Source organism: Deinococcus planocerae (assembly GCF_002869765.1).
GTDB classification, from domain to species: Bacteria; Deinococcota; Deinococci; order Deinococcales; family Deinococcaceae; genus Deinococcus; species Deinococcus planocerae.
This window is the reverse complement of sequence record NZ_PNOR01000015.1, coordinates 77455-103608: the sequence shown is the minus strand read 5'-3', so window position 1 is coordinate 103608 and position 26154 is coordinate 77455. Positions and strand designations below refer to the sequence as shown.

The following is a 26154-nucleotide window of genomic DNA, read 5'->3' as shown; positions in this document are numbered from 1 at the left end:
CTGAGTTGGTCAGAGCATAGCAGGGCCGCAGAGGCAGGTGGAGCCCGGCACGGGTAGGACCCCGCGCCTTTCGGGCGCGGCGGATCGGAACCTGGGCAACGCCGGGACGAGGAAAGCCCGGCCTCGTCCTGTCAGAGTTTTGCGTGAGGAGGACGCCTACCATGTGCCTCGATGCTCCCCCACCTCACGCAACTCGTGACGGACGTGGACGGCGCGTGGGCCGCCGCCATCGGCGGACTCGACGGCCTGCTCGTCGAGGGCCACGCCGCCGCCGACACCGACCTGGGCCTTCTCGTGGCCGAACACGCCGGGCTGATGCGTGCCGCCAACGCCTCTTACAGCGAGACCCTGGGGGACGCCAGCCCCCGCGAGTTGTACCTGCGCGGCGAGCGGGTCAGCGTGTACCTGCACCCCATCACCGCCGACTTCTTCCTGCTCCTCGCGCTCGACGGGCGCAGCAATCTCGGGCAGGCCCGGCTGTATGGCCGCGCCGCTGCCCGCGGGCTGGAGGCCTCCCTGTGAGGCTCGACCTTCTGCGCCCTGTTCCCGGCCTGGTGGGCGCCGTCCTCGCGGGTCCCGACGGCCTGCCCCTCGAAACGCTGGGCTCCGGCGGGGACGCCCTCGCCGCCGAGGTGACCTCGCTGCGGGCCGGGCTGGAGCGGATGGGCCGCCGTCTCGGTGCCGGTCCGGTCACCCGGGTGGCTTTCACGTCGGACCGGGTGGAGGTCGTCGCGGTGGCCGGGGAGAGCTTCATCCTGGCCGCCGCCCTGCAACGGGGCACCGACACGCGGGGCGCGCAGCAACTCCTCGCCCGCCTCGCCTCGGAACTCACCGACCTCCCCATGCTGGAGCACGCGTGATCGCGCCGCTGCTCGACGTTCGTGGGGTAAGGCACGCCGCCCTGGTGGATGCGCGCGGCGCCGTTGTCACTGCGGTGGGGGAGGGGGCGGACCTCAGCGTCGTGGGGCCCGGGCGCGCGGTCATCGGCAGCCTCCAGGCGGCCCTCGGGCAGGGGCAGTGGCAGGACCTCCTCCTCGACGTGGAGGGCGGTCCCCTCCTGTTGACCCCGCACGGCGACCAGATTCTGCTCACCGCCTTCGACGACGTGGCGAACCTGGGCCGGGTGCGCTTCGCGGTGCGCAGGCTGCTGGGACAGGGGTAGGACTGCGGGCTCCCTGCGCGTCTCTGTCCCTTACTCGTGCAACGCCTCAAACCCTGGCACCCCGTCGAACAGCCCCCGGAGCGGCAGGGTGGGGATGGGCGTGCGCGTCCCGCCGATGGCGAAGCTCTCGACGCCGAGCAGGCGGGTCTCCATCGCCTGACGTTCCTCGGCGCTCATGCGGCCCAGCAGGCTCGTCTCGCCCGTCTGGGTGCCGTGGGCGGCGAGGGCGGCTTTCTTGTTCTCCGCGTAGGCGGCGACGTTCATCCGCACGGCGATGGTGTCCTCGCTGACCCCGTAGACCAGGGGATCGAGGTCTTGCCCCATGCGGGCGATCCCCTGTGCCGCCTCGTGCGTGAACGCCGTGAAATACAGCCGCCGCGGCCCCCCGCCCGGCACATGTCCGGTGCTGAAAAAGGCGCCCACCGCCGCCCGGTGAATCTGGAGGTGGTCGATGTGCCCGTAGCCCCCGTGCGGGTCGAAGGTCACCATGACCTGGGGCCGCACCTCCTCGATCAGCGCGCGGATTTTGACCTCCGCGTCGAGGGGGGTGACGTTCATCAGCGCGAGGGGGTCGCCCGTGCGGGTGCGCTCGTAGCGGCCCGAGTCGTGGAAGTCGAGAAACACGGGCTCGGGAATCTCCAGCGCTCGGCACGCCTCGCGCAGTTCCCTCTCGCGCTGCTGGCCGAGGTCGTCCACGGTCATGCCCGGCACGGTGATCTTCCCGGCCTCGCCGCGGGTCGCGCAGGCGAGCACCACCCGCACGCCCCGCCGCGCGTAATGGGTCAGGGTGCCGCCGACGCTGAAGGCCTCGTCGTCGGGGTGGGCGAACACCGCGAGGAGGGTAGGTTGCTGTGCGAAGCTCATCCGGGCAGTGTACGCCCGGAACATCCGCCCGCCGGTTGGCGTAATCCTTAGGGTGAAAGAGGCCCTGCGAACCCTGCGCGACCTGCTGTCGCAACTGCTCCTCGCCCTGATCGGCCAGCCGGTGCCGGGTCTCTCAGAGGCCGAGCGCCGACGCTTCGACCGGAAGCGGGGGCGGCTGGAGAAGACGCAGGCTCCGGTCGGTCCGGTCGGCACGCTGCGGACGGTGGCTCGGGAGGTCCTTTACGTGCTGTTCGGTCAACCCTCGCCCGAGGCGCCCTCCTCCGCCTCCAGACGCAGGCCGCGCTCGTAGAAGTCCCAGATCGCGTCCGTCCACGTCGCGTAGATCAGTCGGCGGTTGCCCAGGTCGGCGGCCTCCAATGCCTCGCCGAGCGCCCGGTAGAAGCGGCTGCCCTGCTCGCGCATCGTCCGCGCCGTCCAATACGTCTCCGAGTTCAGCAAGGTTGTCAGGCGGTCCTGATCCGGGGTGGGAACGGTCATGGGGACATGATGCGGAGATGGCGTTACCCTGACGCCGATGACCTCCGCCTCTCCCCCCGTGGTGGGCCGGTTCGCCCCTAGCCCGACGGGCGCGATGCACCTGGGGAACGCGCGCACGGCCCTCCTCGCGTGGGTGCACTCCCGCGCCCTGGGGGGCCGTCACCTCCTGCGCTTCGAGGACCTCGACACCGGGCGGATGAGGGGCTGGGCCTTCGACACCACCCGGCGTGACCTGGAATGGCTGGGGCTGGACTGGGACGCGGAGTATACGCAGTCGCAGCGGCTGGACGTGTACGCGGAGGCGGTGACGCGGCTCGATACCTACCCCTGCACCTGCACCCGGCGTGAGGTGCTGGCCGCCATTCAGGCGAGCGCGGGCGCCCCCCACGGTGAGGAGCCCGTTTACCCGGGAACGTGCCGGTCGGGCAGCGTGAACCCGGAGCGCCCCGCCGCCCTGCGCTGGTGGGTGCCCGACGAGACTGTCTGCGCGCACGACGCCCTGACCCGGGAGACCCTCTGCCTGCCCCTCCCCGCCGAGGTCGGCGACTTCGTGCTCCGCCGCAACGACGGGGCCTACGCCTACCACCTCGCGGTCGTGGTGGACGACGGGTTGATGGGCGTAACGGACGTGGTGCGGGGCGCCGACCTCTGGCCCGCCACGCCGCGGCAGATTGCGCTGCAAAGGGCGTTGAGCTACCCGACGCCGCGTTACCTTCACGTCCCCCTGATGACCGACTTTCGCGGCAACCGCCTCGCCAAGCGGGGGGGAGCGCCGCCCCTGATGGCCCTGCGCGAGGGGGGAGAGGAGCCGGGCCGCGTCCTTGCCACGCTCGCCCGCTCGCTGGGTTGGGAGACGCCGGAGGTCGTCTCGGCGGTCGAACTGTTGCCGTTCTGGCGGGCGCAATTGGCTGTGGTCCAATTCCCTTTGCCACCACAAACTTAGACGACTTGTCTAAGTTTTCCGAACGCACGTTAGGCACGGAATTCTATCCTGAGGATCATGTCCCTGACACTCCCCAGCTATCCGCAACCGGATGGGCGCGGGCGCTACGGACGCTTCGGCGGGCGCTACGTCCCCGAGACGCTGATCCCCGCGCTCGACGAACTCGAGGCCGCGTACCGGGCTGCCAAGACCGATCCCGCCTTCCTGAACGAACTCGACCGCCTCTTCAGGGAGTTCGTGGGCCGCCCCAGCCCCCTCTACCTCGCCCAGCGGCTGACCGAGCACGCGGGCGGGGCGAAGATCTACCTCAAGCGCGAAGACTTCAACTACACGGGCGCGCACAAGATCAACAACTGCCTCGCCCAGGCCCTCCTCGCCGTGCGGATGGGCAAGCGCCGCGTGATCGCCGAGACGGGGGCCGGACAGCACGGGGTCGCCTCCGCCACCGCCGCCGCCCTGCTGGGCCTGGACTGCGTGGTGTACATGGGCGCCGAGGACATCCGCCGCCAGGCGCTCAACGTCTTCCGGATGCGGCTCCTGGGCGCCGAGGTCCGCGAGGTCACCTCCGGCACGAGCACCCTCAAGGACGCGACGAACGAGGCGATCCGCGACTGGGTGACGAACGTGCGGGACACGTTCTACATTCTGGGCTCGGTGGTCGGCCCGCACCCCTACCCGGCGATGGTGCGCGACTTCCAGGCCGTGATCGGCGAGGAGGTCAAGGTGCAGCTTCAGGCGGTGGAGGGCCGCGTCACGCCCGATGCCATCGTCGCCTGCGTGGGCGGGGGCTCGAATGCCATCGGCATCTTCGCGCCGTACGCTTACCTGCCCGCCGGGGAGCGTCCCCGACTCATCGGCACCGAGGCCGCCGGGGAGGGCGTGGAGAGCGGCAGGCACGCGGCGAGCGTGGCGGGGGGCCGCATCGGTGTCCTCCACGGCTCGATGATGTACCTCCTCAACGACGACGAGGGCCAGATCGTCCCGCCGCATTCCATCAGCGCGGGCCTGGATTACCCCGGCATCGGCCCCGAACACTGCCACTACAGTGAAACGGGCGTGGCCGAGTACGTGCCCGTGACCGACGCGCAGGCCCTCGAAGCCCTGCAACTCCTCACCCGCCTGGAGGGCATCATCCCGGCCCTGGAAAGCGCGCACGCCATCTATCATGCGGTGAGGCTGGCGCAGGAACTCGGGCCGGACGGCGTGATCGTGGTCAACCTCTCCGGGCGCGGCGACAAGGACGTGGCGGAGGTCATGCGCCTGCTGGAGATGGAGCGGGACCAGGGCCTGCTGGACAAGGAAGTTGAGCAGGTCACCCTGGAGGTGCTGGCATGACCGCGACGTTGACGAGGGGCGCCGAGCGGATCCACGCCGCCTTCGACGGGGCTAAGGCAGAGGGTCGCGCGGCCTTCATCCCCTTCATGACGGCTGGGTACCCCAGCGCCGAGGAATTTCCCGCCGTCGCCGACGCTCTGCTCGCCCACGCGGACCTGCTGGAAGTCGGCATCCCCTACTCCGACCCCCTGGGCGACGGCCCCACCATCCAGCGGGCGTCCGAGCAGGCGCTGGCGGGGGGCACGAGCACGCGGCGCACCCTGGCGCTCGTGAAGGACCTGCGCCAGCGGCACGACACGCCCATCGTGATCATGACCTACGTGAACCCGGTCTACGCCGTCGGGCCGCGCGAGTTCATGCGTTTGAGCAAGGACGCGGGGGTGGACGGCCTGATCCTCCCCGACCTGCCGCCCGACCAGGACCTCGAAATCGCGGACCTCGCCGCCGAGCACGGCCTGGCGGTGACGTTCCTGATCGCGCCGACGAGCACGCCGGAGCGGGTGCGGCTGGTCGCGGACGCCTGCACCGGCTTCCTGTACGCCGTCTCGGTGACGGGCGTGACCGGGGCGCGGGAGGGGACGGCACTCGGCGAGGTGCCCGCCATGCTCGCCCTCGCCCGCGAGCACGCGCGGGTGCCCGTCGCCGTAGGCTTCGGGGTCAAGGACGCCGCCACCGCCCGTCAGGTCGCCGGGGTGGCGGACGGGGTGGTCGTGGGAAGCGCCTTCATCAACGCGGTGAAGGCTGGGAAGGACGTGGAGGCGCTCGCCGCGAGCATCGCCGAGGGGTGCCGACGGTAGACCTTCGACCAAGAGGAGGGGCCAGCCGCATACCGCGAGGCTGGCCCCTGTCCCTTTGCCTGGAGGTGACGTTACAGCGGCGCTTCGACCTTCCGCCTCGTCGTCACCCGCGAGCGCGTGATCGCCTGCATGACCACCCACGCCCCCAGGGTGAGGGCCGCGCACAGCAGGAACACGGCCCGGTAGCCGAAGAGCTGCGCGCACGCCCCCGACACGATCCCCGCGAACATGCCCCCGACGTTCATGGTGTTCGAGTACAGGGTGGTGGCGACGCCGAAGCGGCCCGGCATGAGTTCCTGAAAGTACGCCATGCCCAGCCCCGCGAGCACGGCGAGCACCGCGGCCCGCACCGCCTGGGTGACGACGAGCAGAGGCGTCCCCTGCGCGAGGAAGAGCAGCGCGAAGTGCAGCACGAAGAGCGCCATCGCCCACTTCACCAGCCGCTCGGTGGAGGGCAGCCGCCGCGCCGCCACGAAGGCGAGCATCAGCGGAATCTCCAGCAGGGCGCAAAACCCCACCAGAAAGCCCACCTGCCCGTCCGTGCCGCCGAGCACCCGGGTGACGAGCAGCGGGAACATCGTCATGCCCATGCTCATGCTCATGCCGTACAGCACGAAGGCCAGGGTGACCCAGGCGAGGGGTCGGCGGGGACTCGCCTTCTGCTGCGGTTCCACGTCCGCCACGGTGTTCACGGGAGCGGGCGGCGCGGCCTTGATTCGCAAGACGGGCAGGGCCGCGAGCGCGAGACACCCCGCCGTGAGGAGGAAGAGCCCCCCGAAGTCCAGCCGCGCGAGGGCGAAGGCCCCCACCCCCGGCCCGACGACCCAGGCGAGGGCGAAGACCGATCTGAGCGCCGTCACCGCCCGGTCGGGGGGGGTCCCCGGCACCAGCGCGAACTGCGCCCGAGCGAGCGAGAACACCTGCGGGAAAGCCGCCGCGCCCGTCGCCAGCAGCGTTGCCCCGATGAGCAGCATCACCGGATACGCCCGGGTGACGCTCAGCCCCGCGTACCCGAGCGCGCCCGCCGCCAGCGCCAGGAGCAGGATGGGGCGGCGGTCCGGGAGGCGGTCGGACAGGCGGGCCAGCCGGGTGCTGATCAGCACGCTGCTCACGGCGGTCAGGGTGAGGAAGATACCCAGTTGCAGCGGCGTGAGGTGAAGACGGTTCACGGCGAACAGGGGGAGGTAGGGCCCGGCGAGTGACAGGGCCAGGCCGATGAGGAGGACCGTGAAGGCCAGACCGGGGGCGTGGGGAAGGCGCCAGATGGCGGCGAGGGCGGCGGCGGGAGGGGAGGAGGGGGAGCGTTCCGCCATGCGCGTCACCCTAGCGTCTGTGGATGGGTTCCGTGCCCCTCAGCACAGGGTATTGAGGTCGGCTGGCCTCCGAGGGCGCCTCACGTCCCTCTATCCCGGCCAAGCCTTCGAACCTCCGGTCAAGGCGAAGGGGACCCCACCGTCAGGCGGAGTCCCTCTCAGGGTGGGCGGCGGGTCAGCGCAGGACGCTCAACGACGAGCGGGAAGTGCCGCTCATGGACTCGTTGAAGGTCACGGCCACCCCGCCGTCACGCAGGGTCACACCGCGTGACGGGTTTCCCAGGGGAAAGATCGTGACGGTGGGGGACCCTCCCGCGGTATCGATCTTGAGCACGTTGCTGGAGGAAGAGGCCCACAGCACGTGCGGGGTGGCGCGGTCGAAGCCGATCAGGGCAGTGACAGAGGCGGGGTCGTCGAAGGTGGTGGTGGTGCCGTCGGCGTTCACCCGTGTGAGGCGGCCATATTCGCTGTACCACACGGCGCCGGTGTCGCTGATAGCCAGACTACTGCTCTGGCCGCTCGGGGCGGGGGACAGGGTGGTGACGGTCTCGCTGGCCGTGTTAATGCTCACAGCACTGCCCGAGTAGGTGGGCAGGTACGCGAGGTACGTCCCGTTGTTGCTTGCCACCAGACGGCCCTGGCCGTACCCGTAATCGCGGGTGTCGTCCACCACGACGTTGGCGCCGGTGGCCGGGTCCCAGCGTTCGAGGGTGGTCTTCATGCCGCCCATGCCGGTGCTGGCCCTTCTGACGTACCAGACGCGGCCCTGCCCATCCATAGCGCCCCCACCGATGTCCCCGGGAGCCGTCAGCGGCGTGACCGTGCCCGCGTCATCGACCCGTGAGACGTTGCCGCTCCCGTACGCGCCGGACACCAGCACGTCTCCGGCGGGGAGGGCAAGCAAATCGCCGCCGGGTGAGGGAAGACTCACGCTCGTCACGGCCACGCCGTTGTGGTAACGGGTCAACGAGGCGCGGTAGGTACCGGAAGAGGCATCGTAGGTCCCGCTCCCCATCACCCAGATGCCCTGTGCAGCGGGCGCGAGGTCGGACGCGTCCGTGGGCAGCACCACGCGACCCGGACGCACGCTGAGCTGGAAGGTGTCCGGAGAGCCCCAGTTGGCGCTGTCGGGCGACGTGACCCGCACGGTGCTCACGCCCGCAGGAGCATCCGCGGACGCGTTGAGAGGAAACTCGACGGTGGTCGTTGCTCCCGGGGTCACCTGCACGGTCACAGGGCTGGCGGTGACCCCCGTGGGGAGGCCCGTCAGGGTGAGCGTGGTGGAGCCGCTGAAGCCGAAGTCGCCTGAGACGCTGACGCGGACACTTCCCGTCTCGCCCTGATACACGCTGACGCCCGAGTACGTTTCGACCCGCACGGTCACGGTGGGCTTCGGCACGACGATCTTGAGGGAAGTGCGTGCGCTGCGTCCGTTGCCCTCGGCGATCAGGGTCGCCTCGTACTCTCCGGGGGTCAGGCTGGCGCCCCCGGTGAGGGTCAGGTCGCCGCCTGCGGAGCCGTTCGCGTCCAGGGTCACGGTGCGGGTGTTCGCGCTCACCCCCTGGGGCAGATTCTCGAGGCGCACCGTCACCGCACCGCTGAAGCCGCCCACACTGAACACGGAGACGGGGAGTTGCCCGGTGCCCCCCGGCGTCACCTGGAAGCCGGAAGTGTTCACAAACACGTTGATGCCGGGACGGCTGACCTTCAGGGTGCCCGTGCCGGAGCCGACCTGCTCCCCGGCGCTGTTCCTGACGACCAGGGTAAAGGGCCGCGCGCTCACGTTGTCGGTGCCCGTGTAGCGGAACTTCAGGGCCGTCTCGACCTGCTGCGGGGCCAGGCTCAGGCCCTCCAGCGCCCGTTTCCCGCCCGATGTCGCTTGGGCACCCAGGCCGGCCAGAGCGGGAAGAGTCAGCGTGCTGGGCTCCACCGTCAGCCCCGGAACGTCCGTGGTGAGCGTGACCGTTCCGCGGTACCCCCCGACCTGGGTCACTTTGGCCTGAACGGTCAGAACGCTGTCGTCCGTGAAGGTCAACTCGCCCGGCGTCAGACGTACGCCCACGCGCGGCGCCTCGGCGACGAAGCTCAGCTCTACCCGGTCGTTGGGAGCCGCATTCCGCACGCCCTGACGAGTGCTGTCTCCAGAGAGCACCAAGGCATTCCACCCGCGCTTCACAGAAATGTCCGTTTCCTGCGTCAGCGTGCCGCTTCTCGTGAGGTAGGTGCAGGTGCCCGTGAAGGTGAAGTCGCTGTCGGAATACAGGCGAACGATCCTGGCGTTCGGCAGGGCCGAGTCCGCACCCTCCGTCACCTGCTCGGTGACGCGGCCCAGCAGGTCGCCCTGAGGGCCGTAGGCGTTCATGGTCTCGTTCCAGAGGATTCGGGCCGCCGGGTTGGAATTCTCGCCCTGGCAGTCGGTGACGAATTCATCGCTGGAGAGGTGCGGGGCACCCGGGGTCAGGTTCGAGAGGTCGAGTTGCAAAGAGTGGTCGGCGCCGATCTCCACCCCCCCGTAGAACGGGTCGCTGGCACTGCCCAGGTAGGCCTTCGCCAGCCTGAGGTCGGTTCCGGTGATCCTGCCGGAGATGACAGACGGGTTCAGAAGACGCCCAGCCTGGACATACGCCAGCGTCACCGTCTTGTCCGCGCTCAGCGTGACGCTCTGCGCGGCGGGCGCCGTGTAGCCGTTGACTGCCCCGCCCTCCACCCTGAACACGTCCCCGGTCTTCAGCCCGGCGAAGGTCTTGCTGCCTTCTAGCGTGCCGCCGAAGACCTGAGTGTTCGTCGTCGTGTTCGTGACGGTGACGGGAGCGCTCGTCACGCCGTCGAGCTTGAGGGTGAGGCTATGGGTGGTGGGAGGGGTCGTGGGTCCGCCCGTGCAGGCCCCCAGGAGAACCGTGAGACCGAGCATGGCGCCGGAGAGTTGGAGTCTCTTCATGTGCGCTCAGGATTCTAAGGGGGCTTTTCTGTCGGTCCCGTCAACTTTGCGGCGTCCACCCGGTTTATGAAGCTGTCGTCAGATAAAGGTCGAGTTTCGGGGTCCTCGCCTGGAGAGCGGCACTGCGGCCATCCCGTCTACACGTCTCGCCTCGTCCTGGCCTGGCCGCGCTACACTCCCCCTGATGTTCACCGAGCCGCCGATTCGGAAGGACGCCCCCGTGGCGCTTCTTCGTTGGGGGCGGTGAGCGCAGCCCAGCGTTCGCCCATCCGCCCCCGGAGCCGATCAAGCTTCGGGGGCTTTTGCTTGCAGGAAGGCTAGAGAGGAGTTGTGCCTGTATGGGAATGACGATTGCGGAAAAGATTCTGGCGGCCCACAGCGGCCACGAGTCGGTGGTGCCGGGGCAGCTCATCGAGTGCGCGACCGACTGGGTGCTGTGCCACGAGATCACCACCCCCGCCGCCCTGCGGATGCTCGAAGAACGCGGCATGGACCGGGTGTTCAACCCCGATCAGATCGTCGCCGTGCCCGACCACTCCGTCCCGGCCATGAACATCAAGGCCGCCAAGATGTACCAGAAGCTCAAGTCCTGGGTGCAGGACAAGGGCATCAAGCACTTCTACGACGTGGGCCGCGGCGGCATCGCCCACGTCGTGCTGGAGAACACCGGCCTCGTCAAGCCCGGACAGACCCTCGTCAGCGGCGACTCTCACACCTGCAACGCGGGGGCGCTGGGCATGTTCGCCACGGGCGTGGGCAGCACCGACCTCGCGGGCGCCATCTACGCGGGCAAGGTGTGGTTCAAGGTGCCGGAAACCATGCTCATCCGCGTCACCGGCGAGATGCAGCCCGGCGTAACCCCCAAGGACATCGTTCTGGAGGTCATCCGTCGGATCGGGGCGGACGGGGCGAACTACCTGGCGATGGAGTGGGTGGGCGACACCATCGACCGGATGGACATGGAGGGCCGCTTCACCCTGACCAACATGGCGATCGAGGCGGGCGGCAAGACCGGCATCATCGCGGTGGACGACACCACCCGCGCCTACCTCGCCGAGCGCGGGGTGACGCAAGGCGAGTACACCGAGTACACTTCCGACCCCGACGCGAACTATAAGGTCGTCGTCGAGGTGGACGCCTCGCGGGTCGAGCCCACCGTCGCCTACCCCCACATCCCCAGCAACGGGCGGGTGGCGGGCCAGGACCGCATCGCCGTCACGCACGCCTACGTGGGAAGCTGCACGAACGGGCGCATCGGCGACCTGCGGGACGTGGCGCGCATCCTGAGGGGGCGCAAGGTCGCCGACGGCGTGCAGATGATCGTCGTGCCCGCCACCCAGGCGATCTGGAAGCAGGCGGCGCAGGAAGGTCTGATGGAGATCTTCGTGGACGCGGGGGCCAGCGTGAGCTACCCGAGCTGCGGCGCGTGCCTGGGGATGCATTCGGGCGTGCTGGGGCCGGACGACGTGTGCATCTCCTCCACCAACCGCAACTTCGTGGGCCGCATGGGCGACCCCTCGGCGCAGATTTACCTCGCCAGCCCGGCGACGGTGGCGGCGAGCGCGGTGGCCGGGTACATCACCGACCCGCGCGAGTACAACGCGGGGGGACCGCAGGCGGCGGACTGAGGGATGCGGATGGCTGCTGTCGCCGTATGCGGTCCTGTGCTGTGGCTCCTGGGCTGGCTGGTCACGGGTCACAAGGGGTCGGCTTGGCTTCCCCTGTTTGCCTGCGCGGCGCTGCTGCTTCTGCTGGATTTCCTGAGCCCGGTGATAGACCGTTACCTGTCTACCCTGCCCGCCGTCCTGGTCTTCCTGACGGGTATGGGGTTGGCCCTTTACGCTGCCTCCAAAGCCGGGACTCTGGCCGTGCGGGTGGGTGCCGCGGCGCTCTTGATTCCGGTGGCTTTTGTGGTGACGTTTTATGTCAGCGTGACGGCCTTCGTCGGAAGCATCGGCTGACAGGTGAACAATGGGTGTCGGCGGTCCGCCGCTGGCCCCGCGAGGATAAGCTGAAAATCTATGGGTGAAGCCAAACGGCGTAAACAACTCGGGCTGATGCCCACCGTCCACCCCTTCGAGGCGCAGATGGACGCGGACGGCAACGTGACCCTCACGCGTGGACCGGAGGACGCGGACCTGCGCGGGCGGATCGAGGTGGCCCTGAAGACTTCGCAGCCCTACGGGCCAGCCTGGGACAGCGAGTACCGCACGTCGTTTGTCATGGCGGGCCGACCCGACCGGCTGTTGAATACGGCGGAGGACGTGCAGGCCATCCCCGTTCCCGCGCTGCGGCGCTTCACGGGCGACCTCGTGCTGGGGCAGGGCGCAGAAGTGGGCCTGAATATCCCGGTCGAGGGGGGCGGCCACCTGCGGTTGCGCGATCAGCAGCACTCCTTCGACGGCGCGCGCTGGGAGGGCTTCCCTACCGGGCAGGACCCGCGGCAGGTGCTCGACTTCCTGACGCAGCACCCGGCCCTGAACCTGCGCGGCGAGGTGGTCGCCTCCTTCCTGGTCGAGCACTGGCCCGAGGGCCGCATCGACATCGAGCCCGAGCCGCCCGAGGAATTGCTGGAGGTCATCGAGGCCGTCACCCGCGAGTGGCATGGCGAAACGCCCGAGGAGTGGGCGCAGACCCACCACGAGCTGCTGGAGCAGGAAGAGGGGCCTGTCCCCGTCGCCCGCCGCCTGCTGCTGGAGCTGCGGCAGCCCGCGCCGCTGCAATCGCCCCTCAGCCTCGCCTTCGCCACCCGGGGCAACGTGGAGTTCCACCCCAACCCGGAGGGCTCAAGCTACTCCCTCGACGGCGAGACCTGGCACTCCTACGGCGACCCGGACGCCGAGCCCGTCGAGGACGGCACCGGGGAACTCGGCGAACTGCTCTCCAACATGCTCGACGTGCAGACGGTCCCCGTCACCGTGTGGGCCGACGGGCGGGTCGAGTGGGAGGAGGGCGCGATTCCCGGGGAGCACGCCGAGCGGGTGCGCGCCGACCTGATCGAAGCGACAGGTGCGGGCGACTCAGACGCCTGGGGGGAGTGGACCCGCAACGTGCTGGTCGAGACCTTCGCGGGCGAGGCCCCCCACCTCGCCGAGCTGGACGAGTTGCCCGCCGTGCAGGGGGTGCGCCTCGACCTCCCGACCGACGCCATCAGCGACTCCGACGACCCCGCCCAGTACTTCATGGAGTCCGAGGTCACCTTCGACGGCGAACACTGGCGCGACCTCTACGCCGAGGACGTGCCGGAAGAACTGGGTCGCCTGCGCTCCTCGAACTGACCCGCCTTCTGCTTTCTGCCATCCGCACTCTGCCTCAAGGAGTCCCCATGCCCAAAGTCCACGTTTTCGCCCGCGACCACATCAACACCGACGAGATCATCCCCGCCCGCCACCTCACCACCGACGTGGAGGCCGAACTCGCGCCCTACGCGATGGAGGATTACGACAAGGGCTTCGTCAAGCGCGTCCAGAAGGGCGACATCATCGTCGCCGGGGCGGACTTCGGGTGCGGCTCCAGCCGCGAGCACGCCGTCTGGGCGCTGCGCGGGGCGGGCGTGTCCGCCGTGATCGCCCCCAACTTCGCACGCATCTACTACCGCAACTCGATCAACAACGGCTTCCTCGCGCTGGAGTGCGCGGGCATCGTCGAGGCGTTCGAGGACGGTGACGAGGCCGCCCTCGACCTCGCAGGCGGCACGATCACGAACAAGCGGACGGGGCAGACCCTCACCTTCGTTCCCGTGCCCCAGTTTGCCCTCGACGTGCAGCGGGCGGGCGGCTGGCTGGAGTACATGAAGGAGCGCGACGAGGCAGCCGCGCGGGCCGCCCAGGGGGAGGCCACCCATGCCTAAGGTCGTCACCCTCCCCGGCGACGGCATCGGGCCGGAGGTCACCGCCGCCGCCGTCGAGGTCCTCCGCGAGGTCGCCCCCGACGTGACGGTCGAGGAACACGCCATCGGGGGCGGGGCGTACGACACGTCCGGCGACCCCTTCCCACAGCGCACCCGCGACGCGCTGAAGGACGCGGACGCCGTGCTGCTCGGCACCGTAGGCGGCCCGCAGAACAGCCCCTGGAACAGCCTCCCGCGCCACTTGCGCCCCGAAAGCGGCCTGCTCGCGCTGCGTAAGGCGCTGGGCTGCTACGCCAACCTGCGGCCCGTGCGGGTGCAGCCGGGGCTGGAACACCTCTCGCCCCTCAAGCCCGAGCTGGCGCGTGGGGTGGACATCCTGATCGTGCGTGAGCTGTTAGGGGGCATCTACTTCGACGGGGACCGCCGGATCGAGGGGGACACGGCCTACAACACCATGCGCTACACGACCCCCGAGGTCGAGCGGGTGGCCCGGGTCGCCTTCTGGGCCGCCGAGCAGCGCCGGGGCCGGGTGACGAGCGTGGACAAGGCGAACGTGCTGGAGGTCTCCGAACTCTGGCGCCGCGACGTGACCGCCCTGCAAGGCCGCGAGTACCGCAATGTCCACCTTAACCATGAGTACGTGGATTCGGTCGCCATGCTGATCGTCGCCGACCCCAGCCGCTACGACGTGATCGTGACCGAAAACCTCTTCGGCGACATCCTCTCCGACCTCGCCGCCGTGATTCCGGGCAGCCTGGGTCTGATGCCGAGCGCCTCGCTGGGGGACGGCCCGGGCCTCTTCGAGCCCATCCACGGCAGCGCTCCCGACATCGCCGGGCAGGGGATCGCCAACCCCGCCGCCGCGATCATGAGCGCCGGGATGCTGCTGCGCCACTCGCTGCACCGCCCCGACGCCGCCAACCAGATCGACCGCGCGGTGGCCCTGGCCCTGCGCGAGCACCCCACCCGCGACCTGGGCGGGAAGGCGGACACGCGGACCTTCACCCACGCCGTGCTGGACGGGGTGGCGAGCCCGAGCGTCGGGTAAACCCGGGAGAAGGGGGAGAGGGGCGGCGGGTTGCCAGGTGGGCCGCCGCCCCTGCTCCTTTCACCGCCCGTCTTCGAGGTCTCGCACCCGGCTTTCCAGTTCCCGGACACGTGCGGCGCTGCCTCCGTCCCAGGCACGGCGGATCACCCTCACCAGCAGGTAGAGGCCGAACAGCACGGCGAGGAAGGCCAGCAGCACGATCAGGTCCATCACTCCGGGGGTGGGCATGACCCAGCTTACGTGCCCCGGCCCGGCCCCGTTCCCGAGGAGCCCCATGACCGAGTACCGCGGGCCCCGAGGACGCCCGGACCTCCCTCGCCGCGCAGGATGCCGTGCCTCAGCGGAAGGTGGGAGAGAGGCTACTCCCCCACCTCCTGCCCGCGCACACCCGGCGGGTGCTCGCCCTCGTCCGCTCGCGTTGCTGGCACGCGTGGGGCGTGGCGCTCGACGCCTCCGAGGTGATGCTGGACGCGGCCCGCCTTCACTTTGCGGGAGAAGTCAACGTGACCGTCACCCATCACGACCTGAACGCCCCGTTGCCCGACCTGAGAACGTTCGGCGCCGTGGTCAGCGGCTTTGCCCTCCACCACCTGCCCGACGAGCGCAAGCGGACGCTGTACGGGGAGATGCGTGCCTGCCTCGCGCCCGGCGGCGTCGCGTTGCTGAGGGGGAGGGAGGACGGGAGCCACCGCCTTGCGCCCGCCTGGGCACAGGTGGAGTGGCCTCGGGGAGGCGGACGTGGCGTGCCACTTTTGATAGGAGGGGGCTGGAACTCGCCCTGCTGGTGGGCCGGGTGGACTGAGGTTCGGGGGCCTCATCCTTCCGCTTCCCGCGGCGTGGTAGACCTCGCTATGCCGCTGCGCCGCGTCTTTCTCAGTCTTGCCCTGCTCGCCGTCCCGGTCCTGACCGCTGCGCGGGCCGCGCCGGAGGTGTTCGTCGCCTACCCGCCGGAGGGGCACCGGGTCGCGTTCGACCATGTGATTCTGGAGGGGAGCGTGCCGCCCGGCGCGGGGCTGCGCGTCGGAAATCAGGCGGTGGCGGTGGGGCAAGACGGCCTGTTCATGCTGTGGTGGCCGCTGCGGGTGGGCACGAACGACCTGCGGCTCGTCACCACACTGAACGGACAGACGGGCGCGCGGACGCTGCGGGTCATCCGCACGGCGACGGGTCCGCTGCCCGCCACACCCACGACCATCGACCGCAAGAGCGTGACGCCCGCGGTGCCCCACGAGTTCTGGGACACGGCCCGCGACTCGCCGGACGAGCGCGCCGTGCCCGTGTCCTTCCGGGGCTCGCCGGGCGGTCGGGCCGCCTACCGGGTGGGCACCGGCCCCTGGACTCCCCTGCGGGAGGTCGAGCCGGGCCGCTACGAGGCCGAGTACGTGGTCCCCGTCGCCGCCCGGTTCGAGAACACTGCCGTGACGGTCCGCCTCACCGGGCGCGACGGCAGGGGGGTCACGGCCACCGCCCCGGGGCGCCTGACGAGCACGGGAGAGGGACCCCGCACCGGCACCCAGCGGCCCGGCACCGTGCGCGGCCTGGGGCTGAACGAGGGGGGGGGCGCCGTGACCACCCTGGAGGGCAGGCCGTTCCTGTACCCGCGTGACGGCATGACCTTCACGCTCGTCGGGCGGGTGGGGGAGGACGTGCGCGCCCGCCTCGCCCCCGGGGTGAGCGTGCTCGTCACGGCGAAGCAACTGGACGTGACGGACGGGGCCCCCACGCTCGCCCCGAGTGGAGAGGTCACCCTGGACGCCGCGCCCGCCGAGGCCACCACGCCACCCGTCACGTTGCTCCCGGCCCTGCCCTTCACGCCCCTCACCCCCGCGAACCCGCCGAACGGTGGGCCCGCCGCTCCCTCCTGGGAGGCCCTGCGCCTCCGCCTTCCCCTCAGCGGCGCCCGCATCCCCTTCACCGTGGCCCAGGAGGGCGAGGGACGCCGCCTCACCCTGACCCTGTACGGCCTGGGCACGCCGCCGATCCTGCCCGCCCCCCTCACTGATCCGCTGGTCGCGCGTGTGACTGCCGAGCCCGCCGCGCTGGGGGTGACGCGGCTGAGCCTCGATCTCACCGCCCCGCAACGCTGGGGCTTCACGGCCAATTACGACGGTGACGACCTGCTCCTGACCGTGCGCCGCCCGCCCACCCTCGACCCGGCGCGTCCGCTCGCGGGGCGGGTGATCGTCGTCGATCCCGGGCACGGCGGCACCCAGTTCGGCGGGGCGGGAAGCCTGCGGGTGCCCGAAAAGGACCTCGTGCTCCCCATCGCCCGCCGCGTGGCCGAGCTGCTGCGCGACCAGGGGGCCGAAGCGGTGCTCACCCGCGACGCCGACGTGACCCTGGGGCTTTACGAGCGTGACCTCCTCGCCGAGGAGAGGGGTGCGGACCTCCTCGTCTCCATCCACGCCAACGCCCTGCCCGACGGGCGCGATCCGCGCGGCATCCGGGGGCCGGAGGTCTACTTCACGCACCCGCAGGCGCAGGCCCCCGCCGCCGCCATCCTCGCCGCCCTGCGCCGCACGCTGCCCGACCTGGGACCCGGACAGGGGCTCAAACCGGGGGCCGACCTCGCCCTCACGCGGCCCACCACCCAGCCCAGCCTGCTCGTCGAGACGGCGTACCTGACCGACCCGGGCAATCTGCGCCTCCTGATGGACCCGGGCGGGCGCGAGCGGTTCGCGCAGGCCATCGCGGCGGGCATCGCGGATTTCTACGCAGAAGAGGCCCGAGGGGATTGAGGGGCGGTCGGAAGACGCCGCGCCCAGCCGCTTCCCGCTGCTAAAATCCCCGGTTATGGACCTTAAGGCTCAACTCAAGGCCGCCGTGGAGCAGGCCGCCGCCGCGCTCGGTGCCCCCGTCACCGACTCGCTGGTGGTCATCCAGGAGACCCCCGCGAACAAACCCGGCGACTACGGCACCCCCGCCGCCTTCCAGATCGCCAAGGTGCTCGGCGGGAACCCGGCGCAGGTGGCCTCGCAACTGGCCCAACGGGTCGAGCTTCCGGCAGGCATCGCGCGGGTGGAGGCCACCGGGCCCTTCCTCAACTTCTTCGTGGACGTGGGCGAGTTCGTGCGAGGGGTGGTCGAAGACCCCACCGAGACCCCGGCCAAGGGCGGCAAGGTCGTCATCGAGCACACCTCGGTCAACCCCAACAAGGAACTGCACGTCGGCCACCTGCGGAACGTGGTGCTGGGCGACAGCATGGCCCGCATCTTCCGGGCGGCGGGGCACACCGTCGAGGTCCAGAACTACATCGACGACACCGGGCGCCAGGCGGCGGAGGCCCTCTTCGCGGTGAATCACTACCACCGCGTCTGGGACGGCGTGCAGAAGTACGACCATTGGCTCGGCGAGGGCTATGTGCGCCTGAATGCCGACCCCGAGAAGCCCAGCCTCGAAGAGGGCATCAGCGCCGTCATGCACCGCCTGGAGGCCGGGGAACTGCGCGGCGAGATCGAGAAGGTCGTGAGGGCCCACCTCGAAACCTGCTTCCGGCTGGGCGCCCGCTACGACCTGCTGAACTGGGAGTCGGACGTGGTGGGAAGCGGCTTTCTCGCCCAGGCGATGAACATTCTGGAGGAGAGCCGTTCTACCTCGCACCCGACGGAAGGCAAGTACGCGGGTGCGTTCGTGATGGACGTGTCCGAGTTCATGCCCGGGCTGGAGGAATCTCAGGTCGTCCTGATGCGCTCGGACGGCACGGCGATGTACGCCGCCAAGGACATCGGTTACCAGTTCTGGAAGTTCGGCCTCTTCGAGGGGATGAAGTTCAAGCCCTTCATGCAGGACCCCGAGGGCAAGACGGTCTGGACGAGCGCCCCCGACGGAGAGCCCGACACCCAGAAACGCTTCGGCCACGCGCAGGAGGTCATCAACGTGATCGACTCGCGGCAGGAGCACCCGCAGAAGATCGTGAGGGCGTCCCTGGGCGTGGCGGGCCACCCGGAGGAGGAGGAGCGCAGCATCCACCTCTCCTACGCCTTCGTGACGCTGGAGGGGCAGACGATCAGCGGGCGCAAGGGCATCGCCGTGAGCGCCGACGAGGCGATGGACGAGGCCGAGCGGCGAGCCCTCGCCGTCCTCGCCGAGATCAACCCCGACCTCGCTGCCCGGGAGGACGCTCCTGAAATCGCCCGCCGCATCGGCATCGGCGCTATCCGCTTCGCCGTGCTCAAGGCCGAGCCCACCCGCAAGATCGACTTCCGCTGGGAGCAGGCGCTTGCCCTGAACGGGGACACGGCCCCTTATGTGCAGTACGCTGCCGTTCGCGCTGCAAGTATTCTCCGCAAGGCACAGGAAGCCGGGTATGCCATTGACGGCACGGGAGCCGACTGGGGTGCCCTGCCCGGCGTGGACCTGACCCTTGCCAAGATGGTCGCCAAGCTGCCCGAGGTCGTTGCCCAATCCGTCCGGGTCCACTCGCCGCACGTCGTCGCCCAGTACGCCCTCGATCTCGCCACCGCCTTCAACGCCTGGTTCAATGCGAAGGACAAGGCCGGGAAGTCCATCACCAACGTCCTCCACAGCCCCGAGGGCTTGCGGGAGGCTCGCCTCGCCCTCGTCGCCCGGCTGAGAAAGGGCTTCGAGGAGACGCTGGCCCTTATCGGGGTCGAGGTGCCCAGCGCGATGTGAGCGGGGCGGGGGTGGACCTCACCGGGTACCGCGCGGCCCAGGAGTTCGTGTGGTCGCTGGAAACGCTGGCCCACTTCACCCCGTTCAGTCCTTTCGAGAGCGCCGAGGAGATGTTCGCGTCTGTTGAGCATTTCGCGGACATCCACGCCGGGAACGCTGCCGCCCTCTTCCACCTGTGGCTCCGTTGGAAGGGAGAGGACAACTGGCGGGCAGAACCGCTGGAGTGGGTGCTTATCAATCTGCTGCTGCGTCATCCCGACGAGGGCGGGGCGGCCCTCTTCGCCGTTCAACACCAGGTCACGCCACCTGAGGCCGAGCGCCTACAGCAGAACTTCGGGGAGGACTGAGCCCCTCACCCCCGCGCCCGCACCTCAAAGCCCGCCGCGCCCAGAATCTCGCCCGCCCGGCGCACGTCCTCGGGGCTCTCCAGCCCCAGCCGGATCGCGCCCCCCTCCTCGCGGATGGCGAGGACCTCGATGTCCTTGATGTTCACGCCCGCCGCCCCGAGCGCCTGGGTCACCGCCCCGATCTGATTCGGCCTGTCGGGCACGGCGACCACGAGGTCGTGCTTGGGGGGCAGAAGGCTGCGCTTGACCACCGGCAGGCTGTCCCGCGTGCGCTTGCCCTCCTGCGCGGCGTCGAGCAGGTCGTCCGGCTCGTCGAGGTCGGCCTCCAGGCGGTCGAGCTGCCGCCGGAAGCGGGCCAGGGCTTCCCGCAGGGCCAGGCGGTTTTCCACCACCATGTCCCGGCTCATGCGGGGGTCGCCGCTCGCCACCCGGGTCAGGTCCCGGAAGCCCCCCGCCGCAAGCAGGCTCAGCCGCTCGTCCCGCGCGACCATGTGCGTGAGCGCGAGGCTGGCGAGGTACGGCAGGTGGCTCACCGTCGCCACGAGCCCATCGTGCGCGTCGGGCGGCATCACGACGGGGGCCGCGCCGAGGTGCTCGACCAGGGTGCGGGCCTTGCTCAGCGCGGTCAGCGGGGTCTGGTCGGTGGGGGTGAGGACCCACACGGCGTTTTCGAGCAGCCCCGCCCGCGCGTGGGTCACCCCGCCCCGCTCGCTGCCCGCCATCGGGTGCCCGGCGACGAAGTTGCGCACCCCCAGCGCCTCCATCTCGGCGGCGATCCCGGCCTTCACGCTGCCCACGTCGGTCACGAGCGCCTTCGGGGAGAGCCACGGCGCCAGCTCCCGCGCGAGCGGGGCCAGCGCCCGCATCGGCGCGGCGAGGATCATCAGATCGGCCTCCCGCAGCCACTCGCCCGGGGTGGCGCGCACCTCGTCCACCACGCCGAGCGCCTCGGCCTCGCGCAGCACCTCGACGCTGGTGTCGAACCCGATCACCCGCCGGGCCAGGAACCGCTGCCGCAGCCCCAGCGCCACGCTGCCCCCGATCAGCCCCACGCCCGCCACCACGGCCACGTCGAACAGCGGGGCGGGCGTCACGGGCGCGGCGGCGGGCTCGGTCATGAGGGGGAGGCTAGCACGCGTTTCCAGGCGGGCCGGAGGGCGGGCTCGGTCAACGGCGGGAACGTAGGCCATTGCGCGGAGGACGGGGGCGGCCCGGTGTGTGAGCGTGTTGCATAGAACCATTTCGAGAAGCTCTGGCCTCGGAGGTTCTGGAGCGCCTGTTGGGGATCGTCGCCCCCGGGCACCGTCTCCAGGCCGTGTCATTGGCTCCCGGCAGTTTCTCGAATGCCACGCATTTCGTGGACGCCCGGTCGTCGCGGGGCGTGCCCCTTAGGCTCGTCGTTCGCCGCTCCAACCCCGCCAACGAGGACCCGGCCCGCAAGGCGCCCGCGCGAGTACGCCGCCCTGACCCTGCTTCGCCAGCACAGCGTCCCGGTCCCCGAGCCCCTGTATCTCGACAGAGGGGGCGAGGTGCTGGGTGCGCCCGGCATCGTGACCTCGTATGTGCCCGGGAGGCAGTGGGTAGGCGTGGACCATCCGCTGGAGTGGGCGCGGACGCTCGCGGAGATGCTGGCGCGCATCCACGCCGTCCCCTGCGAGGAGGTCGCCGGGAGCCTGATGGACGCCAACCGCGAGGTGGCGTGGTTCGCCCTGACGCCGACGCCTCCCCGCTTTCTGGAGCCCCATGAGGACGCCCTGGAGGTGTGGACGGCGGCGCGTGACCTGTGGCCGCGCCTGCGTCCCGTGCCGCCCACGCTCGTCCACGTGGACTACTGGGCGGGCAACCTGCTGTGGCAGGGCGGTCGTATCGTCGCCGTCCTCGACTGGGAGGAGGCCGGGTACGGTGACCCCGGCATCGACGTGGCCTACGCCCCTACGCCCGCATGGAACTCCGCCTGCTGGGCCTGGACGAGGCCGCCGAGGAATTCCTGTGGACGTACGAGGCGATCACCGGACGGCGGGTGGAGAACCTGGGCCTCTGGGAACTCGCCGCCGCCGTGCGGTCCATGCCGGACCCGGCGAGCGGGCTGCCCGAGTGGAGGGCGCTGGGGACGGTGGAGGCCGAGGGCGACGTGGTTGGGCAACGTCTGCGCCGGTTCATCGCCGAAGCCCTGCGCCGCTGAACCTGACCTTCCCGCTGCTTCGACCCCCGGTCGGCGTGCGTCGCGGCCCGTCACCGAGTGGGGCGGGTGTCACGGGTGCAGCGGCAGGCGCAGGCGGTTCGGTCATCTCCCGCCGCTGGGCGCTAGGGTAAGTCCATGACCCGTCACGGGCACGAATGCGTCTTCTGCCGGATCGCCCGGGGTGAGGCCGAGGCGAGTCTCGTTCACGGGGACGACCTCGTGACGGCCTTTCTCGACATCAACCCCGTGACGCCCGGGCACGTCCTCGTCGTGCCGCGCCGACATGTCGCCTCCCTGGGAGAACTCGAAGACCCGGAGGCCGCACGCTTGATGCTGGTGGGCCGCTTTGTCCTGGGGGCCCTGCGGGGGGGTGCCGTCCGCTGCGAGGGGGTCAACCTCTTCCTCGCGGACGGCGAGGCGGCGGGGCAGGAGGTGAGCCACGTTCACCTGCATGTGTTCCCGCGTTTTGCGGGAGACGGGTTCGCCCTCCACGGGGACTGGAGCCGCTTTCCGCCCCGTGCGGAGTTGGACGCCCTCGCCGCCCGGCTGCGCGCCACCTTGCCTTGAGGGCGGGCTCTCCCGCCTCACCCCTCCCGCTTTTTCCTGGCCCGGTACGTCAGCAGGTCGGCGTACATCTTCGTGCGGAAGCCCACGCCCTTCCAGAAGCCGCGCTTCTTCTCCTTGAGCACCTGGCGCAGTTGTGGCAACTCCACGTAGCCCCAGCGCGCCCCGGTGTTCTTGAGGTGGTCGGTGATGGGCGGCTCGGGCCAGCGTTCCTCGCCCAGGTGGGGGACTTCCAGCAACCACTCCCGGCGGCAGGCCCGCTGCCCGCTGAGGTGCGGGGTGAGCTTGTTGCCCCAGTCGGTCACGAAGCCGCCGCCCTCGAAGACACCGATCGCCATGTCGAGTTCCCCGGCGAGCACGGGCCGCAGCAACACCTCCAGATGCTCGCGCGTCAGGCCGATCAGGTCGGCGTCGAGCATGACCACGTACTCCGCTTCTGTGGCCTCCAGCGCGGCCTTGAGCGCCGGGCCCTTGCCCGCGTTCTCGTGCAACTCCACGACCTGCGCCCCGGCCTCGCGCGCCGCCTGAGGGGTGCCGTCGCTGCTGCCGTCGCTGGCGACGACCACCTCGGAGGTGAATTCCCGCGCGACCTGGACCACGCTTCCCACCGTGTCCTCCTCGTTGAAGGCGGGAATTACGACCGCCACGCGCGCCTGTGCCTGCCCCATCGCGGTTCATGGTAAGGCTTCCTGGCCCCGGCGATCAGCCGCCCGCCGCGGGCAGGGGGCAGGGCGGCGCAACTGTAGTGCTGGCACGAAAGTAAAGTCCGCCGTTCCCCTGGCCTCACGCTTCGTCTCCGGGCGGCGCCTACGCTGGGCCTGCCCGCCCGGACACCCGCCGCCCACATCCGCCCCGGAGGCCCCCCATGGAATACCAAGGCACCCGCCGTGTTCAAGCGTCCCCCGACGAGGTGTTCGCGTTCGTCTCCGACGTGCGCAACCTCCCCAAGTACCTGCCGACCACCAAGCGCGCCGAGCCCCAGGGCGAGGAACGGGTCGCGGTGGAGGGTGAGGCCAACGGCCACCAGTACCAGGCCGACGGGCGCTTCGTCCAGGACGCCCAGAACCACCGCCTGGAGTGGGGCAGCGACGGCGAGATCAACTACTCCGGCACCCTGGAAGTCAGGCCCGACGGCGACGGTTCCCAGGTCAGCGTCAAACTCCGCTTCGACCCCGACCCCCAGCGCGCGCAGGGCGAGGACATGCCGGGCCAGGCCCCCTCGAACGACCAGATTCAGGAGGGCATCGACAAGGCCCTGAAGTCCATCCAGAACTTCGTCGAGGGCCGCGGCGGCAAGGAAGAACCCAGCGCGGCGACCTGAGCCAGACGTGACCAAGGGGCCCGCCGCTCTGGCTGGGCCCCTTCTTGCTGACGGCTGACCGCCCTAGAAAAACCGGCTCACGTCCCGCACCACCACGAACATCATGAGGAGCATCACGAGCGCGAAGCCCGCCACGTTGATGACCTGCTCCTGGGCCAGCGAGAGCGGTCGGCCCCGCAGCGCCCCGATCAGGACGAGCATGATGCGCCCGCCGTCGAGCCCCGGAATCGGGATCAGGTTGAAGAAAGCGAGCGAGAGGTTGAGCAGGATGGCGACCTGCACGAGCGCCCAGGGGCTCACCTCGGCGGCGCGGCTGACGACCTCCGCCGTGCCGATGGGCCCGGTCACGTTCTCGTCGCGCGAGAGGTCGAGGGTGAAAAAGCGCGCGAAGAGGTTCCCGAACGCCCGCAGAATCTGCGGCACAGCCTCGGCGGTCGTCTGAAGCGAGGTCACGAAGGCGGTGGGCACGCCCGCGGGCTGCACGTCCGGCCCGTACCCGATGCCGAGAAGCTGCCGGGCGCCGTTCACCCGGGGCTGCCAGTCGAAGGTCACCTCGCGCGCCGCGCCGCCCCGCTCGACCGTCAGCGTCTTGCGGCCCGCGCTGGTGAGGAAGGTGCGCAGGCCCTCCCAGCCGGGGCGGGTCTGCCCATTCACGGTGGTCGTCTCCGGGATGTCCCGCCCGTTCAGGGCCGTGACGACATCTCCGGGCCGCAGGCCGAGTGCTTGTGCCCGCGAGCCCTCCCGCACCGACTCGATCCGCACCCGGTCGAGGGCCGGGATGCCCTGCGCCGTGAAATTGGCCGTCATCAGGCCAATCGCCAGCACGAGGTTCATCAGCGGCCCGGCGAGGAGCACGGCGACCTTGCCCCAGGCGGGCAGCGCCGCGAAGCCGCGCGTGGGCTGACGGTACGTGCCGCCCGGCCCCTCCTCGGGCGCCATGCCCTCGATCTCCACGTAGCCGCCGATGGGCAGCAGGCTGACCCGCCACTCGGTGCCCCGCCACATCCGCCTGAGGAGCACCGGCCCCATGCCCACGCTGAAAGACCGCACCGGCACCCCCTGCCTCTTCGCCAGCGCGTAGTGCGCCAGCTCGTGCAGGAAAGTCGCCACGCTGATGATCAGAAGGGTCCACAGCAGGCCCACGGGCGTCAGGGCCGCGGCGATGCTCTGAAAGACGTTCACGCCCGCACCCCCGTCCGCACGATTTCCTCGGCCCGGGTGCGCGCCCAGCCTTCCGTCTCCTGCCAGGTCTCCCAACTCAGCGTCCCGGCGGGTGTCTCGTCCAGCACCCGCTCAATGAGTCGCGGGATGTCGGTGAAACCGAGTCTCCCCGCCAGGAAGGCCGCCACCGCCACCTCGTCCGCCGCGTTCAGCGCCGTGGGGAGCAGCCCGCCCGCCTCACCCGCCCGGTACGCGAGGCCGAGGCAGGGAAAGCGGGCCGCGTCCGGCTCCCGGAACTCCCACTGCCCCCGGATGGGCCAGCCGAGGTGCCCGGCGACCTCCGGCCCCCGCCGCGCGCCCCGCACGTCGCCGGGCCGGGTCATGCCGGTCGGCGCCGCGTCGATGGCGTAGGCGATGGCGAGCCGCATGTCGGTCGGCCCGAACTGCCCCTTGAGGCTGCCGTCCCGGAACCGCACCGCCGCGTGCACCACGCTCTGCGGGTGGACCACCACGTCCACCTGCGAGAGGGGCAGCCCGTAGAGCGAGGCGCACTCCATGACCTCCAACCCCTTGTTCATCAGGGTGGCCGAGTCGATGGTGATTTTCGGTCCCATGCTCCACGAGGGGTGCTTGAGGGCCTGCTCGGGTGTCACCCCGGAAAGGTCCGCCGGGCCGTCGCGGAAGGGGCCGCCGCTCGCCGTGAGGATGAGTTCGGCCACATCCGCCATGTCCTCGCCCGTGAGACACTGGTAGACGCCCGTGTGCTCGGAGTCCACCGGCACCAGCCGCCCCCCGCCGAGGGCCGCCGCCCCCCAGATCAGGTCCGCCGCCGTGACCATCGCCTCCTTCGTCGCCAGCGCGACCGCGCGGCCCGCCTCCAGCGCCGCCCGGGTGGGGGAGAGGCCGAGGAGCCCGCTCATCGCGTTCACGACCACATCCGCCGGAAGGGCCGCGACCTCGGCGGGATCGGCGATCACGCGCACGCCCGGCTGTCCTTCTCTCAGGCGCGCCTGCGCCGCCGCGAACGCCTCCTCCGCCACGCTGACCACCTCGGGCTGGAACTCGCGCACCTGCGCCTCCAGCGCGTCGAGATTTCGCCCGGCGGCCAGCGCCCCCACCGACCAGCCCCGCTCCCGCGCCACGTCGAGCGCCTGCGTGCCGATACTGCCCGTACTGCCCAGAACCGTGAGCCTCACCCG

The 26154-nt window shown here is 70.6% G+C and carries 27 protein-coding genes and 1 pseudogene; 19 read left to right on the top strand and 9 right to left on the bottom strand.

Annotation, left to right across the window (positions count from 1 at the left end):
• Nucleotides 1-171: 171 nt before the first annotated feature.
• The 3 genes from A7B18_RS10580 to A7B18_RS10570 are packed head-to-tail and all read left to right on the top strand — an operon-like array spanning nt 172 to nt 1162.
• Nucleotides 172-522 (top strand): roadblock/LC7 domain-containing protein, encoded by a 351-nt coding sequence (locus A7B18_RS10580; protein WP_102126662.1) that lies wholly within the window; start codon nt 172-174, stop codon nt 520-522.
• Nucleotides 519-860 carry a roadblock/LC7 domain-containing protein gene (locus tag A7B18_RS10575; protein ID WP_102126661.1) on the top strand — a complete coding sequence of 114 codons (342 nt, stop codon included), beginning with the start codon at nt 519-521 and terminating at the stop codon, nt 858-860. The genes A7B18_RS10580 and A7B18_RS10575 overlap by 4 nt, the downstream gene beginning before the upstream one ends.
• On the top strand, nt 857-1162 hold the full coding sequence (locus A7B18_RS10570; protein WP_102126660.1) for a roadblock/LC7 domain-containing protein: 306 nt from the start codon (nt 857-859) through the stop codon (nt 1160-1162). The genes A7B18_RS10575 and A7B18_RS10570 overlap by 4 nt, the downstream gene beginning before the upstream one ends.
• 30 nt (nt 1163-1192) lie before the next feature.
• On the opposite strand, the gene A7B18_RS10565 is transcribed toward A7B18_RS10570, so the two are convergent.
• Complete coding sequence (locus A7B18_RS10565) at nt 1193-2026, bottom strand: PIG-L deacetylase family protein (protein WP_102126674.1); 834 nt, start codon at nt 2024-2026, stop codon at nt 1193-1195.
• Nucleotides 2027-2078: 52 nt separating this feature from the next.
• On the opposite strand from A7B18_RS10565, the gene A7B18_RS21420 reads away from it, so the two are divergent.
• The gene (locus tag A7B18_RS21420) at nt 2079-2336 is read left to right on the top strand and encodes a hypothetical protein (RefSeq protein WP_146009518.1); all 258 of its coding nucleotides are present in this window, start codon (nt 2079-2081) and stop codon (nt 2334-2336) included.
• Here A7B18_RS21420 and A7B18_RS10560 read toward each other — a convergent pair.
• Nucleotides 2282-2524 (bottom strand): hypothetical protein, encoded by a 243-nt coding sequence (locus A7B18_RS10560; RefSeq protein ID WP_102126659.1) that lies wholly within the window; start codon nt 2522-2524, stop codon nt 2282-2284. The genes A7B18_RS21420 and A7B18_RS10560 overlap by 55 nt on opposite strands.
• Nucleotides 2525-2561: 37 nt before the next feature.
• On the opposite strand from A7B18_RS10560, the gene gluQRS reads away from it, so the two are divergent.
• Genes gluQRS through trpA form a run of 3 tightly spaced genes read left to right on the top strand, consistent with a single transcriptional unit; the run spans nt 2562 to nt 5599 of the window.
• The gene (gene gluQRS / locus A7B18_RS10555) at nt 2562-3467 is read left to right on the top strand and encodes a tRNA glutamyl-Q(34) synthetase GluQRS (protein WP_102126658.1); all 906 of its coding nucleotides are present in this window, start codon (nt 2562-2564) and stop codon (nt 3465-3467) included.
• Nucleotides 3468-3524: 57 nt separating this feature from the next.
• The gene (gene trpB / locus A7B18_RS10550; protein ID WP_102126657.1) at nt 3525-4802 is read left to right on the top strand and encodes a tryptophan synthase subunit beta; all 1278 of its coding nucleotides are present in this window, start codon (nt 3525-3527) and stop codon (nt 4800-4802) included.
• Entirely contained in the window at nt 4799-5599 is an 801-nt protein-coding gene (trpA, locus tag A7B18_RS10545; protein WP_102126656.1) for a tryptophan synthase subunit alpha, read from the top strand. Before trpB ends, trpA begins: the two co-directional genes overlap by 4 nt.
• A 71-nt stretch (nt 5600-5670) precedes the next feature.
• On the opposite strand, the gene A7B18_RS10540 is transcribed toward trpA, so the two are convergent.
• A complete protein-coding gene (locus A7B18_RS10540) occupies nt 5671-6912 on the bottom strand; it encodes a sugar efflux transporter (RefSeq protein ID WP_102126655.1) in 1242 nt (413 codons plus the stop codon).
• Nucleotides 6913-7087: 175 nt separating this feature from the next.
• Entirely contained in the window at nt 7088-9850 is a 2763-nt protein-coding gene (locus tag A7B18_RS10535; RefSeq protein WP_146009517.1) for an NHL repeat-containing protein, read from the bottom strand.
• A gap of 338 nt (nt 9851-10188) precedes the next feature.
• Here A7B18_RS10535 and A7B18_RS10530 point away from each other — a divergent pair, with 338 nt between their 5' ends.
• Genes A7B18_RS10530 through leuB form a run of 5 tightly spaced genes read left to right on the top strand, consistent with a single transcriptional unit; the run spans nt 10189 to nt 14748 of the window.
• The gene (locus A7B18_RS10530; RefSeq protein ID WP_102126653.1) at nt 10189-11478 is read left to right on the top strand and encodes a 3-isopropylmalate dehydratase large subunit; all 1290 of its coding nucleotides are present in this window, start codon (nt 10189-10191) and stop codon (nt 11476-11478) included.
• A 36-nt stretch (nt 11479-11514) separates the two neighbouring features.
• Nucleotides 11515-11811, top strand: coding sequence for a hypothetical protein (locus A7B18_RS10525; protein WP_102126652.1), 297 nt, complete (start codon nt 11515-11517; stop codon nt 11809-11811).
• Between the two features lie 60 nt (nt 11812-11871).
• A complete protein-coding gene (locus tag A7B18_RS10520; RefSeq protein WP_102126651.1) occupies nt 11872-13128 on the top strand; it encodes a hypothetical protein in 1257 nt (418 codons plus the stop codon).
• A 47-nt stretch (nt 13129-13175) separates the two neighbouring features.
• On the top strand, nt 13176-13700 hold the full coding sequence (locus A7B18_RS10515) for a 3-isopropylmalate dehydratase small subunit (protein ID WP_102126650.1): 525 nt from the start codon (nt 13176-13178) through the stop codon (nt 13698-13700).
• The gene (leuB, locus tag A7B18_RS10510; protein WP_102126649.1) at nt 13693-14748 is read left to right on the top strand and encodes a 3-isopropylmalate dehydrogenase; all 1056 of its coding nucleotides are present in this window, start codon (nt 13693-13695) and stop codon (nt 14746-14748) included. Before A7B18_RS10515 ends, leuB begins: the two co-directional genes overlap by 8 nt.
• A 60-nt stretch (nt 14749-14808) precedes the next feature.
• Here leuB and A7B18_RS21950 read toward each other — a convergent pair whose 3' ends face one another.
• Entirely contained in the window at nt 14809-14976 is a 168-nt protein-coding gene (locus A7B18_RS21950; RefSeq protein WP_180970103.1) for a hypothetical protein, read from the bottom strand.
• A gap of 104 nt (nt 14977-15080) precedes the next feature.
• On the opposite strand from A7B18_RS21950, the gene A7B18_RS10500 reads away from it, so the two are divergent.
• The 3 genes from A7B18_RS10500 to A7B18_RS10490 are packed head-to-tail and all read left to right on the top strand — an operon-like array spanning nt 15081 to nt 19727.
• Nucleotides 15081-17486 (top strand): N-acetylmuramoyl-L-alanine amidase, encoded by a 2406-nt coding sequence (locus A7B18_RS10500; RefSeq protein ID WP_102126647.1) that lies wholly within the window; start codon nt 15081-15083, stop codon nt 17484-17486.
• A 55-nt stretch (nt 17487-17541) separates the two neighbouring features.
• Nucleotides 17542-19380, top strand: coding sequence for an arginine--tRNA ligase (locus A7B18_RS10495; RefSeq protein ID WP_102126646.1), 1839 nt, complete (start codon nt 17542-17544; stop codon nt 19378-19380).
• A complete protein-coding gene (locus A7B18_RS10490) occupies nt 19377-19727 on the top strand; it encodes a hypothetical protein (RefSeq protein WP_102126645.1) in 351 nt (116 codons plus the stop codon). The genes A7B18_RS10495 and A7B18_RS10490 overlap by 4 nt, the downstream gene beginning before the upstream one ends.
• Nucleotides 19728-19732: 5 nt before the next feature.
• Here the strand turns inward: A7B18_RS10490 and A7B18_RS10485 are convergent, their stop codons facing one another.
• Nucleotides 19733-20845 (bottom strand): prephenate dehydrogenase, encoded by a 1113-nt coding sequence (locus A7B18_RS10485; RefSeq protein WP_102126644.1) that lies wholly within the window; start codon nt 20843-20845, stop codon nt 19733-19735.
• 225 nt (nt 20846-21070) lie between these two features.
• Here A7B18_RS10485 and A7B18_RS23115 point away from each other — a divergent pair.
• The 3 genes and pseudogenes from A7B18_RS23115 to A7B18_RS10475 all read left to right on the top strand — a co-directional run.
• Nucleotides 21071-21628: pseudogene (locus tag A7B18_RS23115) on the top strand (phosphotransferase family protein); the annotation flags it as partial.
• Nucleotides 21629-21669: 41 nt separating this feature from the next.
• Nucleotides 21670-21909 (top strand): hypothetical protein, encoded by a 240-nt coding sequence (locus A7B18_RS22595; protein ID WP_245872824.1) that lies wholly within the window; start codon nt 21670-21672, stop codon nt 21907-21909.
• Between the two features lie 135 nt (nt 21910-22044).
• The gene (locus tag A7B18_RS10475) at nt 22045-22476 is read left to right on the top strand and encodes an HIT family protein (protein ID WP_102126642.1); all 432 of its coding nucleotides are present in this window, start codon (nt 22045-22047) and stop codon (nt 22474-22476) included.
• A gap of 17 nt (nt 22477-22493) precedes the next feature.
• Here the strand turns inward: A7B18_RS10475 and A7B18_RS10470 are convergent, their stop codons facing one another.
• Nucleotides 22494-23141 carry a glycosyltransferase family 2 protein gene (locus A7B18_RS10470; protein ID WP_102126641.1) on the bottom strand — a complete coding sequence of 216 codons (648 nt, stop codon included), beginning with the start codon at nt 23139-23141 and terminating at the stop codon, nt 22494-22496.
• Nucleotides 23142-23338: 197 nt separating this feature from the next.
• On the opposite strand from A7B18_RS10470, the gene A7B18_RS10465 reads away from it, so the two are divergent.
• Nucleotides 23339-23794, top strand: a complete 456-nt coding sequence (locus A7B18_RS10465; protein WP_102126640.1) for an SRPBCC family protein — start codon at nt 23339-23341, stop codon at nt 23792-23794.
• A gap of 63 nt (nt 23795-23857) precedes the next feature.
• Here A7B18_RS10465 and A7B18_RS10460 read toward each other — a convergent pair whose 3' ends face one another.
• Nucleotides 23858-24976 (bottom strand): M50 family metallopeptidase, encoded by a 1119-nt coding sequence (locus tag A7B18_RS10460; protein ID WP_102126639.1) that lies wholly within the window; start codon nt 24974-24976, stop codon nt 23858-23860.
• Complete coding sequence (dxr, locus tag A7B18_RS10455) at nt 24973-26151, bottom strand: 1-deoxy-D-xylulose-5-phosphate reductoisomerase (RefSeq protein WP_180970102.1); 1179 nt, start codon at nt 26149-26151, stop codon at nt 24973-24975. The genes A7B18_RS10460 and dxr overlap by 4 nt, the downstream gene beginning before the upstream one ends.
• Nucleotides 26152-26154: the final 3 nt, after the last annotated feature.